At 60.9% G+C, this 14113-nt stretch carries 13 protein-coding genes; 8 read left to right on the top strand and 5 right to left on the bottom strand.

What is annotated here, in order from left to right:
• The first annotated feature begins 172 nt into the window (after positions 1 to 172).
• From GKZ67_RS03635 to GKZ67_RS03615, 6 genes are all read left to right on the top strand, one after another.
• On the top strand, positions 173 to 2776 hold the full coding sequence (locus GKZ67_RS03635) for a non-ribosomal peptide synthetase (protein WP_173241191.1): 2604 nt from the start codon (positions 173 to 175) through the stop codon (positions 2774 to 2776).
• The gene (locus GKZ67_RS22990) at positions 2674 to 4677 is read left to right on the top strand and encodes a Pls/PosA family non-ribosomal peptide synthetase (protein ID WP_254245207.1); all 2004 of its coding nucleotides are present in this window, start codon (positions 2674 to 2676) and stop codon (positions 4675 to 4677) included. Before GKZ67_RS03635 ends, GKZ67_RS22990 begins: the two co-directional genes overlap by 103 nt.
• 40 nt (positions 4678 to 4717) lie before the next feature.
• On the top strand, positions 4718 to 5389 hold the full coding sequence (locus tag GKZ67_RS03630) for a 4'-phosphopantetheinyl transferase family protein (protein WP_173241190.1): 672 nt from the start codon (positions 4718 to 4720) through the stop codon (positions 5387 to 5389).
• A gap of 212 nt (positions 5390 to 5601) precedes the next feature.
• On the top strand, positions 5602 to 6318 hold the full coding sequence (locus GKZ67_RS03625) for a pirin family protein (protein ID WP_173241189.1): 717 nt from the start codon (positions 5602 to 5604) through the stop codon (positions 6316 to 6318).
• An 89-nt stretch (positions 6319 to 6407) separates the two neighbouring features.
• On the top strand, positions 6408 to 7118 hold the full coding sequence (locus GKZ67_RS03620; RefSeq protein WP_173241188.1) for a pirin family protein: 711 nt from the start codon (positions 6408 to 6410) through the stop codon (positions 7116 to 7118).
• Between the two features lie 175 nt (positions 7119 to 7293).
• On the top strand, positions 7294 to 8148 hold the full coding sequence (locus GKZ67_RS03615; RefSeq protein ID WP_173241187.1) for a hypothetical protein: 855 nt from the start codon (positions 7294 to 7296) through the stop codon (positions 8146 to 8148).
• Positions 8149 to 8153: 5 nt separating this feature from the next.
• Here the strand turns inward: GKZ67_RS03615 and GKZ67_RS03610 are convergent, their stop codons facing one another.
• The 3 genes from GKZ67_RS03610 to GKZ67_RS22410 are packed head-to-tail and all read right to left on the bottom strand — an operon-like array spanning position 8154 to position 10938.
• Positions 8154 to 9551, bottom strand: coding sequence for a hypothetical protein (locus GKZ67_RS03610; RefSeq protein WP_254245041.1), 1398 nt, complete (start codon positions 9549 to 9551; stop codon positions 8154 to 8156).
• Positions 9551 to 10081, bottom strand: a complete 531-nt coding sequence (locus tag GKZ67_RS22985) for a metallophosphoesterase (RefSeq protein ID WP_254245040.1) — start codon at positions 10079 to 10081, stop codon at positions 9551 to 9553. Before GKZ67_RS22985 ends, GKZ67_RS03610 begins: the two co-directional genes overlap by 1 nt.
• A complete protein-coding gene (locus GKZ67_RS22410) occupies positions 10039 to 10938 on the bottom strand; it encodes an AAA family ATPase (RefSeq protein ID WP_254245039.1) in 900 nt (299 codons plus the stop codon). The genes GKZ67_RS22985 and GKZ67_RS22410 overlap by 43 nt, the downstream gene beginning before the upstream one ends.
• A 97-nt stretch (positions 10939 to 11035) precedes the next feature.
• On the opposite strand from GKZ67_RS22410, the gene GKZ67_RS03605 reads away from it, so the two are divergent.
• A complete protein-coding gene (locus GKZ67_RS03605) occupies positions 11036 to 11758 on the top strand; it encodes a DKNYY domain-containing protein (protein WP_173241186.1) in 723 nt (240 codons plus the stop codon).
• Here GKZ67_RS03605 and GKZ67_RS22405 read toward each other — a convergent pair.
• On the bottom strand, positions 11755 to 12402 hold the full coding sequence (locus GKZ67_RS22405) for a methyltransferase (RefSeq protein ID WP_217278677.1): 648 nt from the start codon (positions 12400 to 12402) through the stop codon (positions 11755 to 11757). The genes GKZ67_RS03605 and GKZ67_RS22405 overlap by 4 nt on opposite strands.
• 137 nt (positions 12403 to 12539) lie before the next feature.
• Positions 12540 to 13244 carry a hypothetical protein gene (locus GKZ67_RS22400; protein ID WP_217278676.1) on the bottom strand — a complete coding sequence of 235 codons (705 nt, stop codon included), beginning with the start codon at positions 13242 to 13244 and terminating at the stop codon, positions 12540 to 12542.
• Positions 13245 to 13328: 84 nt separating this feature from the next.
• Between GKZ67_RS22400 and GKZ67_RS03595 the strand changes: the two genes are divergently transcribed.
• Positions 13329 to 14006: a 3'-5' exonuclease gene (locus tag GKZ67_RS03595; RefSeq protein WP_173241185.1), complete on the top strand. Its 678-nt coding sequence runs from the start codon at positions 13329 to 13331 to the stop codon at positions 14004 to 14006.
• Positions 14007 to 14113: the final 107 nt, after the last annotated feature.

Raw genomic sequence — 14113 nt, 5'->3', positions numbered from 1 at the left:
TTAGCCGTATTTTTATTGACCGGGTCTTGGTACCCGGCTCAGCACTACCCCTGCTTATTAAGTATTGACCACTACCGGGTGGCATCTTTGCACGCATGCCGCCCGCAACTTGTTTGCTGCTCTCCCTTCTGTTCTCCTTTGCCGCTGGCTTGCCAGCAGCGGCCCCGTCCCGATGAGTACGACCACCGACCTGCCTTTTGCTCCACCCACGGAGCCCGAGTCATTAGCCAAGCCCGCCGACTTTGAGCTGGCTTTTCAGCAAAAGGAAACCCTGATTGCCGGTTATCTGGCCGCCTTTGCGGTGGTGTATTACCGGCAGCCCGCCGAGCGCAGCGCCGTGCAGCTGCAAGCCGTTTTGCGGGTTGAGAATGCTACTACGGCCTTTCCGCCGGCAGCCGTGCTGCTTAACCTCAGCGATGCGCTTACCCTGGCCGAGCTGGAGGCGGAAGCTGCCAGCCGGCTGGCGATGGCCCTGGCCGGCGTGGCCGAGCAGCTGGGCGCGGCCATCACGCGCTGCCGCATCTCCTTTCCGGCGCCCGAAGCACAACACCCTGACCACGAGTGGTGCGTAACCCTGGATTTTGCCCCCGACCATACGGTGGCTGTCAGCTTTGCCTGCACCGGCGGGCTGCCTGGCCCCTGGGGAGCTGCCTACCTGCCCACGCACGTGCAGCGGGTATTTGAGCAGCTTGGCCGCAACCGGCAAACGACAGTAGGCTACGTATTCTTCCTGGCCGACGAAGAAACCACGCTGCTGCGCCAGTTTATGACGGTGCCGCAGCACGTACCCGAAGGCGGACCCCAGCAGCTACACCAGCTGTTTGAGGAAACCGCGCATCTCTACCCCAACCAGGTAGCGCTGAGCTGGCTCGGCGACACCCGCACTTATCAGCAGCTCAACCACGAGGCCGACCAGCTGGCCGCGCGCCTGCAGCGCCAGGGCGTGCGGGCCGGCGACTTTGTGGGCGTGCTCATGGCCAAATCCATTGAGCTGTACGTGGGCATGCTGGCCGTGCTGAAAGCCGGCGCAGCCTACGTGCCGCTCGACCTTTCTTTCCCGGCCGACCGCATTACGTTTATTCTGGCCGATTGCGGGGCCCGCGTGCTGCTTACCAACCGGCCGCTGCCCGAGGGCTTCGAAACCTGGCCCGGCCGGGCTATCGACCTCTGCTTACCGGCCCCCGCCGAGGCTGGCGGCCTGGAGCCAGTGCCCCTGGGCCCCGAATCTATCGCCTATGTTATCTATACCTCGGGCACTACCGGCTTGCCCAAGGGCGTGCTCATTCCGCACCACAGCATCTGCCACCTGGTGCGGGCCGAGCAGCTGCTGTTTCACCCCACGCCGCAAGACCGCGTGGTGCAGGGGTTTTCGGTAGCCTTCGATGCCTCGCTCGAAGAGCTATGGCTGGCCTGGGGCGCGGGCGGCACGCTGGTGCCCGTGCCCGAGGAAACCATGAAAGCCCCCGACGCGCTGCCCGATTTTCTGGTAGAGCAGCAGGTGACGGTCTTTTCTACCGTGCCCACGCTGCTGTCGCTGCTACCGGCCAGCATCCCGACGCTGCGGCTGCTTATTCTGGGTGGCGAGGTGTGCCCGCCCGAGCTGCTGACCAAGTGGGCCAGCCGCCAATGCCGGGTAGTGAATACCTACGGCCCCACCGAGGCCACGGTAGTTGCCACGGCGGCCGACTTCGTGCCCGGCCAGCGCCTCACCATCGGGCGGCCGCTGGCGGGCTACGAAACGCTGCTGCTCGACCAGCTGGGCCAGCTCGTGCCGCTGGGCGCGGCCGGCGAGCTGTGCGTGGGCGGGCCAGCCCTGGCGGCAGGCTACCTCAACCGCCCGGAGCTGAGCGCCGCTAAGTTTAATACCGTCAGCGAGCTGCAAAATGGCTTTGTGGGCCGGCTGTACCGCACCGGCGACCTCGCCCGCTTCGAAGCCGACGGCAACATCGACTTCCTGGGCCGCATCGACACCCAGGTAAAAATCCGGGGCTTCCGGGTCGAGCTAGCCGAAATCGAGAGCCTGCTTTTGCAATGGCCGGGTATTCGCAACGCCGCCGTGGCCCTTAAGGAGGGTACTGATGGCGTGAAGAAGCTCATCGCCTACCTCATTCTCGAACCCAACCAGCTGCTCGATGAGAAGGCTGTGCGCGCCTACCTGCGCGAGCGCCTGGCCCCGTACATGCTGCCCGCCGCGCTGGTGCCGCTGGTTTCGTTTCCGCTGCTCACCAGCGGCAAGGTCGACCGCAAGGCCCTGCCCTACCCCGTAAGTGGCGACCAGGCGCCCACCCGCGAGCTGACGCTGCCCCGCGACCCCCGCGAAGCCGCCATCTACGCCGCCTGGCAAAAGCGCTTCGACACCGCCGACCTGTCGGTGACCGACGACTTCTTCGATATCGGGGGCAACTCACTGCTGGCCTCGCTCATTATTTCGGAGCTGCGCCAGCAGCCCGATTTTCAGGGCCTGTCGGTGAAGGAGATGTATACCCGCCGCACCATTGAGGCGCTGGCGGCCTCAGTTGCGGCTGCCGAAGCCGCTTCGGCGGGGCTATTCCGGAGCCGGCAGCGGCCCAGCTGCTTCGCACCAGCACCCCGGTGCGCCTGCTCACGGCCATCCTGCAGCTACTCTCGATTGCTGCCTTCTATGCTGTGCCAGTGCTTACGCTCAACTTATCGCTGCACTTCCGGCCCTGGCTCACGCAGTGGTCGTGGACGGCGATTACCCTGCTTGGCATGGCAATGGTACTGCTGTACGTACCCATGGCCTGCCTGCTGGTAGTGGCTTTTAAATGGCTGATTATCGGCCGGTTTCGGGCCGGCGAGTATCCATTGTGGGGCTTTTACTACTACCGTTTCTGGGCGGTAAAAAAACTGGTCGAAGCCGCCCCCACCCAGCTGCTGTCGGCCACGCCGTTTCTGGCATTATTCTACCGCCTGCTGGGTGCAAATATCGGAAAAGGGGTATATCTAGGCTCCAATCGCCTCATGTGCTTCGACCTGCTCACGCTCGGCGACGGGGCCAGCATTGCCCGTGAAGCCTGCCTGCTGGGCTACCGCGTGGAGCGCGACCGCCTTATCATCGGCCCGACGCACGTCGGCCGCGACGGCTACGTGGGCCTGCGGGCCATTATGGAAGGCAATACCAGCCTCGGCGACGGCTCCGAGCTTGATGACCTGTCGGTGCTGCCGGCCGGGCGGCAGGTACCGGGTGGCGAGGGCTGGCTGGGCTCACCGGCCCAGCGCGTGCGGGCCGTTGGCCCGGCTCCCATCCGCCCGGCTGCGCCCGGCCCCGGCTACCTGCTGGCCCAGCTGGCGGCTATTGCGCTGATGCTGCTGGTACCCACCGTAGCTTCGCTGCCCATTCTGGGCCTGCTGTATGAGAGTATCGAACGATTCACGCCCGAGTCGTCGCTACTTACCCTGATTCCCCTTTCGGCCCTCTACGTGCTACTGCTGATGGGTACGCTGGCCGGCACCAAGCGCCTCGTGGCCGGCCGGCAGGCCAACGGCACCATTCCGCTCTACAGCTTGGCCTACGTGCGCCACTGGGTGGCCGATGCCGTGCTCGCTCAAAGCCTGACGCTGCTGCGCTCGCTCTACGCAACTATTTACACCCCTTACTGGCTGCGAATGCTCGGGGCCAACATCGGCCACCGCGCCGAAGTATCGACGCTTAACCATATTTCGGCCGAGCACCTGACCGTTGGCCCCGGCTCTTTTCTGGCCGACTCGGTGAGTGTGGGGGCCCCGCGCGTGCAGCACGGGCTGGTATCAATTCTGCCCACCCTGGTGGGGCCGCGCACCTTCGTTGGCAACGGCGCAGTGCTGGCCGGCGGTACCGTGCTGGGCACCAACAACCTGATTGGGGCGCTATCTTCAGCGCCCACTACTACGCCGCCCGATAATACGTCATGGGTAGGCTCCCCGGCCTTTCTGCTGCCCAACCGGCCGGTATCCCAGTCTTTTGCCCCTGAGCTGACGTTTGCTCCCCCGGCCCGGCTGGTGTGGGCGCGCAGCCTCATTGAGCTGCTTAAAATCGTGCTGCCCATCACGTTTACGTTCGTGACTTTTGCCGTGCTCTACCACTATTGCCACTGGCACTTACAGCACTACCCCTTCTGGAGCAGCGTAGGCGTAGGCACGGCCGCCTTCGTGGGGCTGATTTTCGGCTTCTCCATCCTCACTGCCTTGCTTAAGTGGATACTTATTGGCCGCTACCGCCCCTCGGAAAAACCGCTGTGGTCGTCGTTTGTGTGGCGCAACGAGCTGGTTAACTCTCTGTGCGAAAGCTACGTGTATCCTTTCTGGGAAGCGCCGCTGCTGGGTACGCCCTTTGCCACCTGGTTTTTCCAGCTCATGGGCAGTCACTTCGGCCGCTCGGTTTACATGGATACCACCGAAATCACGGAGTTTGACCTGGCCTGGGTGGCCGACCACGCCGTGCTCAACAACGGCTCAACTATTCAGACGCACCTCTTTGAAGACCGCGTGATGAAGATGTCGAACCTGCGCATTGGCCGCTATGCCACGGTAGGCACCTCCTCAGTGGTGCTCTACGACTCGGTTATCGGCCCCGGCGCTACGCTCAAAAGCCTGTCGCTGCTGATGAAGGGCGAGCAGCTGCCGGCCGGCACCCGCTGGCAGGGTATTCCCAGCGCCTTTATCTCGGGCGGCCACTAACCCCGGCCGGGCCTTCGCCCGGCGTTGCCTTTCGCAGCTTATGCCGCCTTTCTTGCACGTCTGGCAGGCCGACCTTGCGGCCGGCTATCCCGCCTGGCCCGGCGCGGAGGCTGCTCTCTCGGCCGCCGAGCGCCAGCGGCAGGCACGCCTGCGCACGCCCGCGCTGCGCCAGACCTACGGCCGGGCGCATGGCTTCCTGCGGGCTGTGCTGGGTCAGTATGCCGGCCGGCCGGGCCGGGCCCTAGTGCTCGCCGCAGATGCCAACGGGAAGCCCGTGCTGCCTGGTTCCAGCCTGTGTTTCAATCTCTCGTACCGACCGGGCCGGGCCGTGCTAGCGGTTGCCAGCAGCGGCCCCGTCGGGGTAGATGTGGAGTTGCAGCACCCCCTGCCCGATGCCGCACCGCTGATTCGGGAGCTATTTGCGCCCACCGAGCAAGCCGCCCTGCGCGCCACGCCGCCTTCCGGCTACTGGCCGCTGTTCCACACCATCTGGACGCGCAAGGAGGCCTACGCCAAGGCCCTCGGCATGGGCCTCGGAATGCCATTTGCCGCCTTCTCCGTGCTGCACTTCCGGCCGGGCGAGCCCGTCGGGCTGACCGCGCCGGCCGGCGCCAGCCTCTACAGCTTCCGCGCCGGCCCACAACACCAGGGAGCATTGGCCACGCTAACTATCGACGGGCCGTCGCCTGTTTATTACGATTTTTTACATTGAAGCTGTTTGGGAAGTTGAAAGAGCGTCATGCTTCACCGCGTTCAGCATGACGTTCTAATTTGAGGCAGGTGATTTTGAAAAAATTATTTTACTATTTATATAAATAGTAAATAACAAGGGAAAACTGCTGCCCATTAACTTTTTCCACGTCTCAGAAAACAATGTATCTACATTAATTGTCTTACTCCTGACACTTGCTAAACCTGCATCTGATGGCCCAATCTGCTTTACACCCGGCCGGCAGCCGGGGCCACGCCAACCACGGCTGGCTCGACTCTTACCACACTTTTAGCTTCGCCAGCTACCAGAACCCCAACCGAATGCACTTCGGCGCGCTGCGCGTGCTGAACGACGATACCGTGGCCGGCGGCATGGGCTTCGGCCGCCATCCGCACGACAATATGGAAATCATCAGCATCCCGCTCTCCGGCGACCTGGAGCACCAGGATTCGCTGGGCAACAAGGCCGTGATTCGCCAGAACGACGTGCAGGTGATGAGCGCCGGCACCGGCGTGGCCCACAGCGAGAAGAATCACAGCTCCTCGGAGGCAGTTAAGTTTCTGCAAATCTGGGTGTTCCCCAATAAGCGCGGGGTGACCCCGCGCTACGCCCAGCAGAGCTTCCCGCCCGCCGAGCGCCACAACAAGCTGTTGCAGGTGGTTTCGCCCAACCCCGGCGAGGGCAACGTGTGGATTCATCAGGATGCTTGGTTCCACCTCGGCAACCTCGACCAGGGCTTTGCTACTGACTATCAGCTCAAAAAGCCGGACAACGGGGTATATGCCTTCGTGCTGGCCGGCGACGTGACCATCAACGGCCAGGCCCTACACCGCCGCGACGGCTTCGGCCTCTGGGAAGTGGAGAAGCTTGACATCAAAGCCGATAGCAACGCCGAATTGCTGCTGATGGAAGTGCCAATGGAATTTTAAACGACGTATGGCCGCTGCGAATCTGCGCGCGGAGCGCTTCAATTCACACCGCGCGGACTCGCAGAGTCCACGCTACTTACCTTTCCCGCATGAAAACCCGCCTTACCCGCGCCGCCGAGCGCGGCCTGAAAGACATCGGTTGGCTGCAAAGCAATTTTTCGCTCAGCTTTGGCCCCTATGCCGACCCCGAGCGCAGCGGCTTCGGGCTGCTGCGCGTGTTCAACGATGATTTTGTGCAGCCGGGCGGCGGCTTCGGCATCCACGGCCACGCCAACATGGAGATTATCTCGGTGATGCTGGCCGGCAGCATGAACCACAAGGATACGCTGGGCTACACCGAAATCGTGCACCAGGACTGGGTGCAAATCATGAGCGCGGGCAGCGGCCTGCGCCACGAGGAGCACAACGTGGGCGAGTCGCCGGTCAATTTTCTGCAAATCTGGATTGAGCCCAAGCTCCAGAATGTTGGCCCGCGCTACCAGCGCCGCCAGTTTCCGGAGGACAAGCGCGCAAACCAGCTCACCACCATCGTCAGCAACGAGGAAGGCCAGGCCCACTGCTGGATAAACCAGAACGCCAAGCTCTCACTCGGCTATTACCCCGACGCCCAAACGGTGGAGTATAGCTTCAAACCCCTGAATAAGCTGCTGTTTCTGTTCGTTATCACCGGCGCCGTAACGGTGGCCGGGCAGCCCGTAGCCGAGCGCGAAAGCCTGGGCATCTGGGATACCGATAGCGTCAGCATCGACTGTACGGCGGGTACGCGGTTTATTCTAATTGAGGCGCCGATAAACCACTAGACTTGCTGGGGTAATAGCGACGCGCGTAAAGAAAGCGAAGCTTTCCAAACTGGAAAATAGCCTGACCGATGTGCGTTTTGAAACGGTGATGAAGATATTTAAGGCTCTGAATGCGAAGGTTAACTTTAGTGTTGATTCGCTGAATTAGAAATAAATTATTTATTTTAAATTGAATATGAATAATATCACATTACAAATAAGAAGCCAAGTAGTATTTCTACTGACTTTCTTACTTATTTCATTTTCATCATGTGAAAACCAGCAAAAAGAGTCAACAAAAAAACCTCTAGCTAAGTCAGAAGCAAGTCATAAAAATGTAGCAAACGTCGCTCCCAAAACAAAAAGTGACTCACTATACACATTTACTTGGCAGGACGAATCGTGCACAAATATTGGCTACTTTAAGGCTGGCGCTTATACAAAAAAGCAACTTCAGGACACATACAATCTTGTGAATTTTCCTGATGTATTGACAAGTACGACAGCACTCAACTTTGAAGATTATAATGATTCATATTTTGATAAAGCTGGTAGAGACTTAAGGCATGAATACGATTCTTTAACTAATACACTAAAAAAAGCTCAAATAGTACCCACAGCATTTTGGCTGAAAGTACGCGAATTGCGCACGCTTGAACTTACAGAAAATTATCAGCTTTACAAATTCACTTTAGAAGGATATTATAGCCCTAGCTCATTGTATCGCAATAAATATTACTCTCACTGCAAGAAATACGCAGATGCTTTAGCTTCAGCAGATACTATTTCAGTTATGCGAGCATGGAAAAACCTGATAGAAGTCCAAAAGCTAAACAATGGTGCTCCAGAACTGCTAGAAGAGAGGTTTGCACAAGAATCTGTATCTCCAGCGCGCATGAAATATGCGAAGCTTTATCTAATGACTTTTGGCTGGTATAATTGCGCAAATCATCATACAAAATACAATGACTTATACGACCAATATCGTTTGCGTCAGAACTATCATAAATTATTTAAAAAGGTTAAATCGGACTGTGCTGATGTAGATTGATTAACCTACAGCCGCGGGTCTACCGCCTCGCTTTCCAGCGCGAGCACGCCGAATACGCACTGATGCACGCGGCGTAGGGGCTGGCCGGCCACGAAGCGTTCGAGGCCCTCGACGCCGAGGGCGAACTCGCGCAGGGCGAGGTTGCGCTTGGCTTTTACATTGCGCTGGCGCAGGCGCTCCAGGTTGCCGGGCAGCAGGTAGTCGGGGCCGTAGATGATGCGCAGGTACTCGCGGCCGCGGCACTTGAGGGCGGGCTGGAGCAGGCCGCTTTTACCCTGCGGGATGAAGTCGTAGGGCTTCACCACCATGCCCTCGCCGCCGGCCGCCGTCAGGTCGGTCCACCACTGGATGGCGTTTTCGACCTCGGCGGGGTCGGCCAGGGACACTACGCGGTAGGGCGTGGCGCGGAGCAGGCCGGGGTCGGCCAGGGCGAGGGTGCGCAGGGTTTCCATGTGCCAGGCGTGGTCGCGGTCGAAGTAGGTGCGGCTCTCGGTGGCGAGCAGGTGGAAGGGTGCCAGCTTGAGGTCGTCGAGGGAGTGCACCGGCCAGCAGTAGCGGCGGTAGGCCTCGGCGTAGTGAGCGGCGGCCTGGCGGCGGGCGGTGGTGCGGGCCAGTAGTGCGTCGGCGCCGTCGAGCTGGCGAGCGGCGGCTTTGGCCAGCACCGCTTCGACCTGCGGCAGGGCGGCCGTGGCAGCAGCGGCCACAGCGGCGTACTGGGTTTTCACCAGCTCCTGGGCTTTGGCCGACCAGGGCAGCAGCTCGGCATCGAGGCACACCCAGTCGGTGTCGAATTTCTCCCAGAAGCCGGCCGTGTTCAGGGCGTCGCGCAGGCGGGCAAGGAAGGCAGTTTCCAGCGCGGCGTCGCTGAAGAAGTTGCGGCCGGTGCGGGTGTAGCACTTGCCGATGCCCTCGCCCACCAGGCCCAGGCGGCGCTGGATAGCCTCTTCATCTTTGCCCAGCACTACCACCACGCGGCTGCCCATGTGCTTTTCTTCGCACACCACGCGCTCTACGCCGAGGCGCCGGTAGTAATCGAACGCCTCGGCGGGGTGTTCGAGCAGGTCGGGCAGCGCCGAGGTTTCGGTGGGCGACATGGTGGGCGGCAGGTACAGCAGCCACTTCGGGTGCAGGGCGAAGCGCGACATCACTTCCAGGGCAGCTACGGCGTTTTCCTCCCGGATAGTGACGCCGCGCATGAGCCGCGTTTCGATAAACTGCTTGCCAGTGACGTCGCGGATGTCGAGCAGGTAGTCGTTTTCGTGCTGGGCAGCTTGTAGCGCGGACTTTCCAGTCCGCAAGTCGGGGGATTCTGCTGATTCGCGGACTGGAAAGTCCGCGCTACTGCGGCGGTAGTCGAGCGGCCGGGCCGGCTCGCAGTACACCCGCGCGGCGGGCACGGCCACTAGCTCGCGCTCGGGTAGCGCAGGGCAGTGAGGCGGCCGCCGAACACGCAGCCGGTATCAATGTCGATGGTGTTGTTGAGCCACTCGGCGTCGGGCACCGGCGTGTGGCCGAATACTACCATCGCCCGCCCCCGGTATTCGCGGGCCCACTCGTAGCGCACGGGCAGGCCGAACTCGTCAATCTCGCCGGTGCTCTCGCCAAACAGGGCAAAGGCCCGCACCGCGCCCGAGCCGCGGCCCTGCATTTCCTCGGTGAGGCCGGCGTGGGCGACGACCAGCTTGCCGCCGTCGAGCACGTAGTGGCTCACCAGGCCGTCGAGAAACCGCCGCACCTCGCTTTTGAAGGCCTCCGGCTCGGCTTCGAGCTGGGCCAGGGTTTCGGCCAGGCCGTGGTTTACGGTCACTTTTTTGCCGTTGAGGTGGCGCAGCAGCTTGATGTCGTGGTTGCCGGGCACGCACAGGGCGCTGCCGTCGCGCACCATACTCATCACCAGGCGCAGGACTTGCGGCGAGGCGGGGCCACGGTCCACGAGGTCGCCGAGGAAGATGGCACGGCGGGTCGTTCTGACGGGCGCCTCACCCCCGGCCCCTCTCCGAAAAAGGAGAGGGGAGCCTGACGATTCCGTAAGGGGCATTTCCGGTGCCCCTCTCCTTCTTTGGAGAGGTGCTCAGGGGGTGAGGCGCCCGCCTGAACGACCAGCGGCGCGACCACCCGCACGCCCAAATCCCGCACGTCCGTAATAGGCTCTTCCGTAATCTGATACCCCAGCTTTTCCAGCAGCGCGCACAGCTCATCGTAGCAGCCGTGCACGTCGCCGATGAGGTCGAAGGGGCCGGTTTCCTCTTTCCGGTTGTTGTAGAGCTGCTCGCGGGTGATAGCCTGGATAGCGTCGATGTCGGCCACGCTGCGCAGGTGGTGGATGTGGCGGAAGCCTTCTTCCTTCAGACTGCGCAGGCTGCGGCGCAGCTGCTGGCGGTGGCTGGCAATGACGTGCCGGCCCAGGTGGCGGCGGTCGGGGCGCTGGGCGTTGCGCTGCTGGGCCACAGCCTCGGGCACGTCGAGCACGATGGCCACGGGCAATACGTGGTACTGCCGGGCCAGGGCCACCAGCGGCCTGCGGCTTTCCTCCTGCACGTTAGTAGCATCGACCACCGTGAGCAGCCCGCGCTTGAGGCGCTTGGCCACCAGGTAGTGCAGCAGCTCAAAGGCGTCTTTGCTGGCCGACTGGTCGTTTTCATCGTCGGCCACTAGGCCCCGGCAGGCATCCGACGACACGATTTCCGTGGGCTTGAACAAGCGCCGCGCAAACGTGGACTTGCCCGCGCCCGTGCTGCCAATGAGGAGGATAAGGGAGAGTTCGGGGACCTTGAGGGTATCTTGGGGCATTGGTATAACAGTAGAAATGATGCTAGGCAAGAAGGGTTTACTTTTGACGCAATTAAGATTTTTACATAAGCCGCTGGCGTCTCACCAATAAGCCCGTATGAATAAAATTGCCAGCTTAATACTGACACTTGCAGTTTGCTTTTTTCTATGCAGTTGCAAGCACTATGAAGTCAAAGACAACAGGGTGTACTATGATTCTTGGAATGAAGGGTCAGGCAATAACAGCCGGCTAATAGAATCTGCACAGGCAAGTTCTTTTATTGAACTCAAATACAGCGCCTATGGAAAAGACGATAGACATGTGTATTACGAAGGGAAAATAATTAGCAAAGCAGACCCTAAGTCGTTTGAAGCTATTGGCGAGTTTTTTGGCAAAGACAAAAAATCAGGGTTTTACGGTGATAAAAGAGTTGGCACATCAAGAGGCAAGAGCTTCAAAGTACTTAAAGGCAACTATTCGGTAGACAACCACGACGTTTTTTACATGGATGAGCCGCTAAATGTCTGCTCAGTCTCTAGTTTCAAAATCCGAGAAGAAAACAATGGCTGGTGGTCTCAGGATGACTGCAATTATTTTTTCGAAGAAAAAAAGTTGCCAGCCACTGACCCGAAAACGTTTCAAATATTAGGAGACACTCCTTTTGCAAAAGACAGCCACCATGTATTTTTCCAATCAAGGCGACTAGACTATGATTTGAATGGCCGTAAGTACGTTGATACAATAGACGCTGCAAGTTTCAAAGTCGTAAATTATTTCGTTGGCCACGACAAGTTTGGGTGCATCGATAGTCACGAAGGCCGGATTTCCTGTCTTGACTAATCAGGCGTTAACTGACTAAACACCGCCATCTGCGAGGGCGCCCCCACGCCTTCCACCTCCTCCCCCATCCCCACCAGCCGCACCTGATACCCGTGCCGCTCCGCCACGGCGGTGGCCCAGGCGGCAAACTCGGCGCGGGACCATTCGAAGCGGTGGTCGTCGTGGCGGAATTCGCCGGCGTTGAGCTTTTCGAAAAGCTGGTTGTAATCGGCGTTGGGGGTGGTGACGAAGATGTGCGCCGGGCGAGCATGGCCGAACACTACGGCTTCGAGGGCGGCGAGGCGGTTGGGGTCAAGGTGCTCGATGACTTCAACCAGCGCCGCCGCGTCGAAGCCGGTGAGGCGGTCATCGCGGTACAGCAGCGAGCCCTGAATGAGGTCGAGGCGGGCGCGCTGGCGCGGGGGCATCTCAGCAAGGTGCAGACGCTGGGCGGCACGGGCCAGCGCCTGGTGCGACACGTCCATGCCGAGGATGTACTCGATTTTGGGCTGGCGCAGGAGCAGGCGTAACAGCTTGCCTTCGCCGCAGCCCAGGTCGAGCACGCGCTTGGGCGCCAGCTGGTAGGTTTCGTGGGCCACTTGCTGGAGGCGCTGGTCGTGGAGGGAGATTTTGGGATGTAGCGTGTACTCTGCGAGTCCGCGCATCGTATCGGCTGATTCTGCAGCCTGCGGCCGCGCAATTTCTAAGGAATCGCTTCCTACCTCATCCATGCGCGGACTCGCAGAGTCCACGCTACTGACCTCTGGCACCTCTCCTTCCATCAGCCGCTCCAGCGTCGGGTTCACATACGCCGCCAAATAGCGCAAGTACCGCCGGGTGATAAACCCACGCTCGGGTGCTGGGGCAGCCAGCGGGCGCCGCGGTGCAGCAGCTTTTCGGCCTCGTTTTCGCCGATGTAGTAGTGCTTGTCGTTGTCGAGCACCGGCAGCAGCACGTAGAGGTGCGTCAACACGTCTTGCAGGCGCAGGCCGGCGTGGCGCAGGTGCAGGGTGTAGTAGCGGCTGTCGCCCCACTCGGGCACCGTCGGGTCGAGCGGGGTGGTTTCGATTTCCACGGCGTAGCCCAGCGGCTCGAAGAGGCGGCGCGGCCAGTCGGGGCCGGGCGCCGACACAACGGCCACTTTCACGGCCAGTGGCAGCGCTTCGTGGGGCAGGTTCGGGCGGTCTTTGCAGGTGCCGTTCATAGCCGTACCGAAGGCTTTGCTCAGCGCCGCGCTCAGGAAAGACGAGGCCACGTAGGGCCGGTCGTTCACGTACTGCTCCAACGCGAAGCCCTCGGCGGCGGCCCCGCCGCGCCCGCGCACCAGGCCCACAGGGTCGAGGTCGAGCAGCAGCGCGGCGGTGCAGCGCGCGGCCGTGGCTTCGGGGTAGAATACGTGGGCTTGCCCGCCGGCCACTTCCATGGTTTGCAGGCGGACGGGGTTTTTGTGCAGCAGGTAGCCCAAGTCGGTGGCGGGCTGATGGGTGGTCGTAATCGTGAGCAGCATCCGGCAAAGATGGCGGCTGTCGGCGAATCGGCCCCACCAGGCGCCCCCAACCCCGGAATAGTGATTGCTCACTACTTTTATACTGTGGCCGACTACCTACTTTTCGTTGACACTGAGACGTCGGGCCTGCCCGCCGACTGGCGGCGGCCCTACGCCGAGCCGGGCGCGTGGCCGCACGTGGCCCAGATAGCCTGGCTGGTGTACACAGCAGCGGGCGAGCTTATTAAAACTGAAAATCACTATATAAAGCCCAGCGACTACGACCTGACGCCCGCTTCGATGCAGGTGCACGGCCTCACGCTGGCTTACTTGCACGAGCATGGCGAGGCGCGCCAGCAGGTGATGCTGCACCTGCAAGCCGACCTGCTGCGCTATAAGCCGCTGGTAGTGGGACACTTCATCGAGCTGGACTACCACATGATGGGCGTCAGCTTTCACCGCTCGGGGCTGACCAACCCGCTGCCCGGCCTACCCACCTTCTGCACCATGCGCCTGACCGAGCGCTTCTGGCAGCCTATGCGCCAGCAGTACCTACGGCTGGCCGACCTCTACCAGCGCCAGTTTGGCCGGCCGATGCTGAAACAGCACGATGCCCTGGCCGACGCTGAGGCCACGGCCCAGTGCTTTTTTGAGCTGCGCCGCACCGGCGACATCGACGCCGAAACGCTGACCAGCCAGCGCCAGCTGCAACCCCCACCTACCCACGCCGTGCTGGCCGCCGCCCGCCGCCCGTTCTGGAAATACTGGCTGGGAATCATTTAACAGGTAGCAATTATCATTTAACATCGTCCTACATTCGCTTCACTACCTATCATGGAAGCTGTATAGGCACTAAGGAAGCCGTCCTGTTCACCTAGCTACCAGGCAGC

Source organism: Hymenobacter sp. BRD67, assembly GCF_013256425.1.
Taxonomy (GTDB): Bacteria; Bacteroidota; Bacteroidia; order Cytophagales; family Hymenobacteraceae; genus Hymenobacter.
Note: the sequence above shows the minus strand (reverse complement) of the source record. Positions and strands in the feature narration are given on the sequence as shown.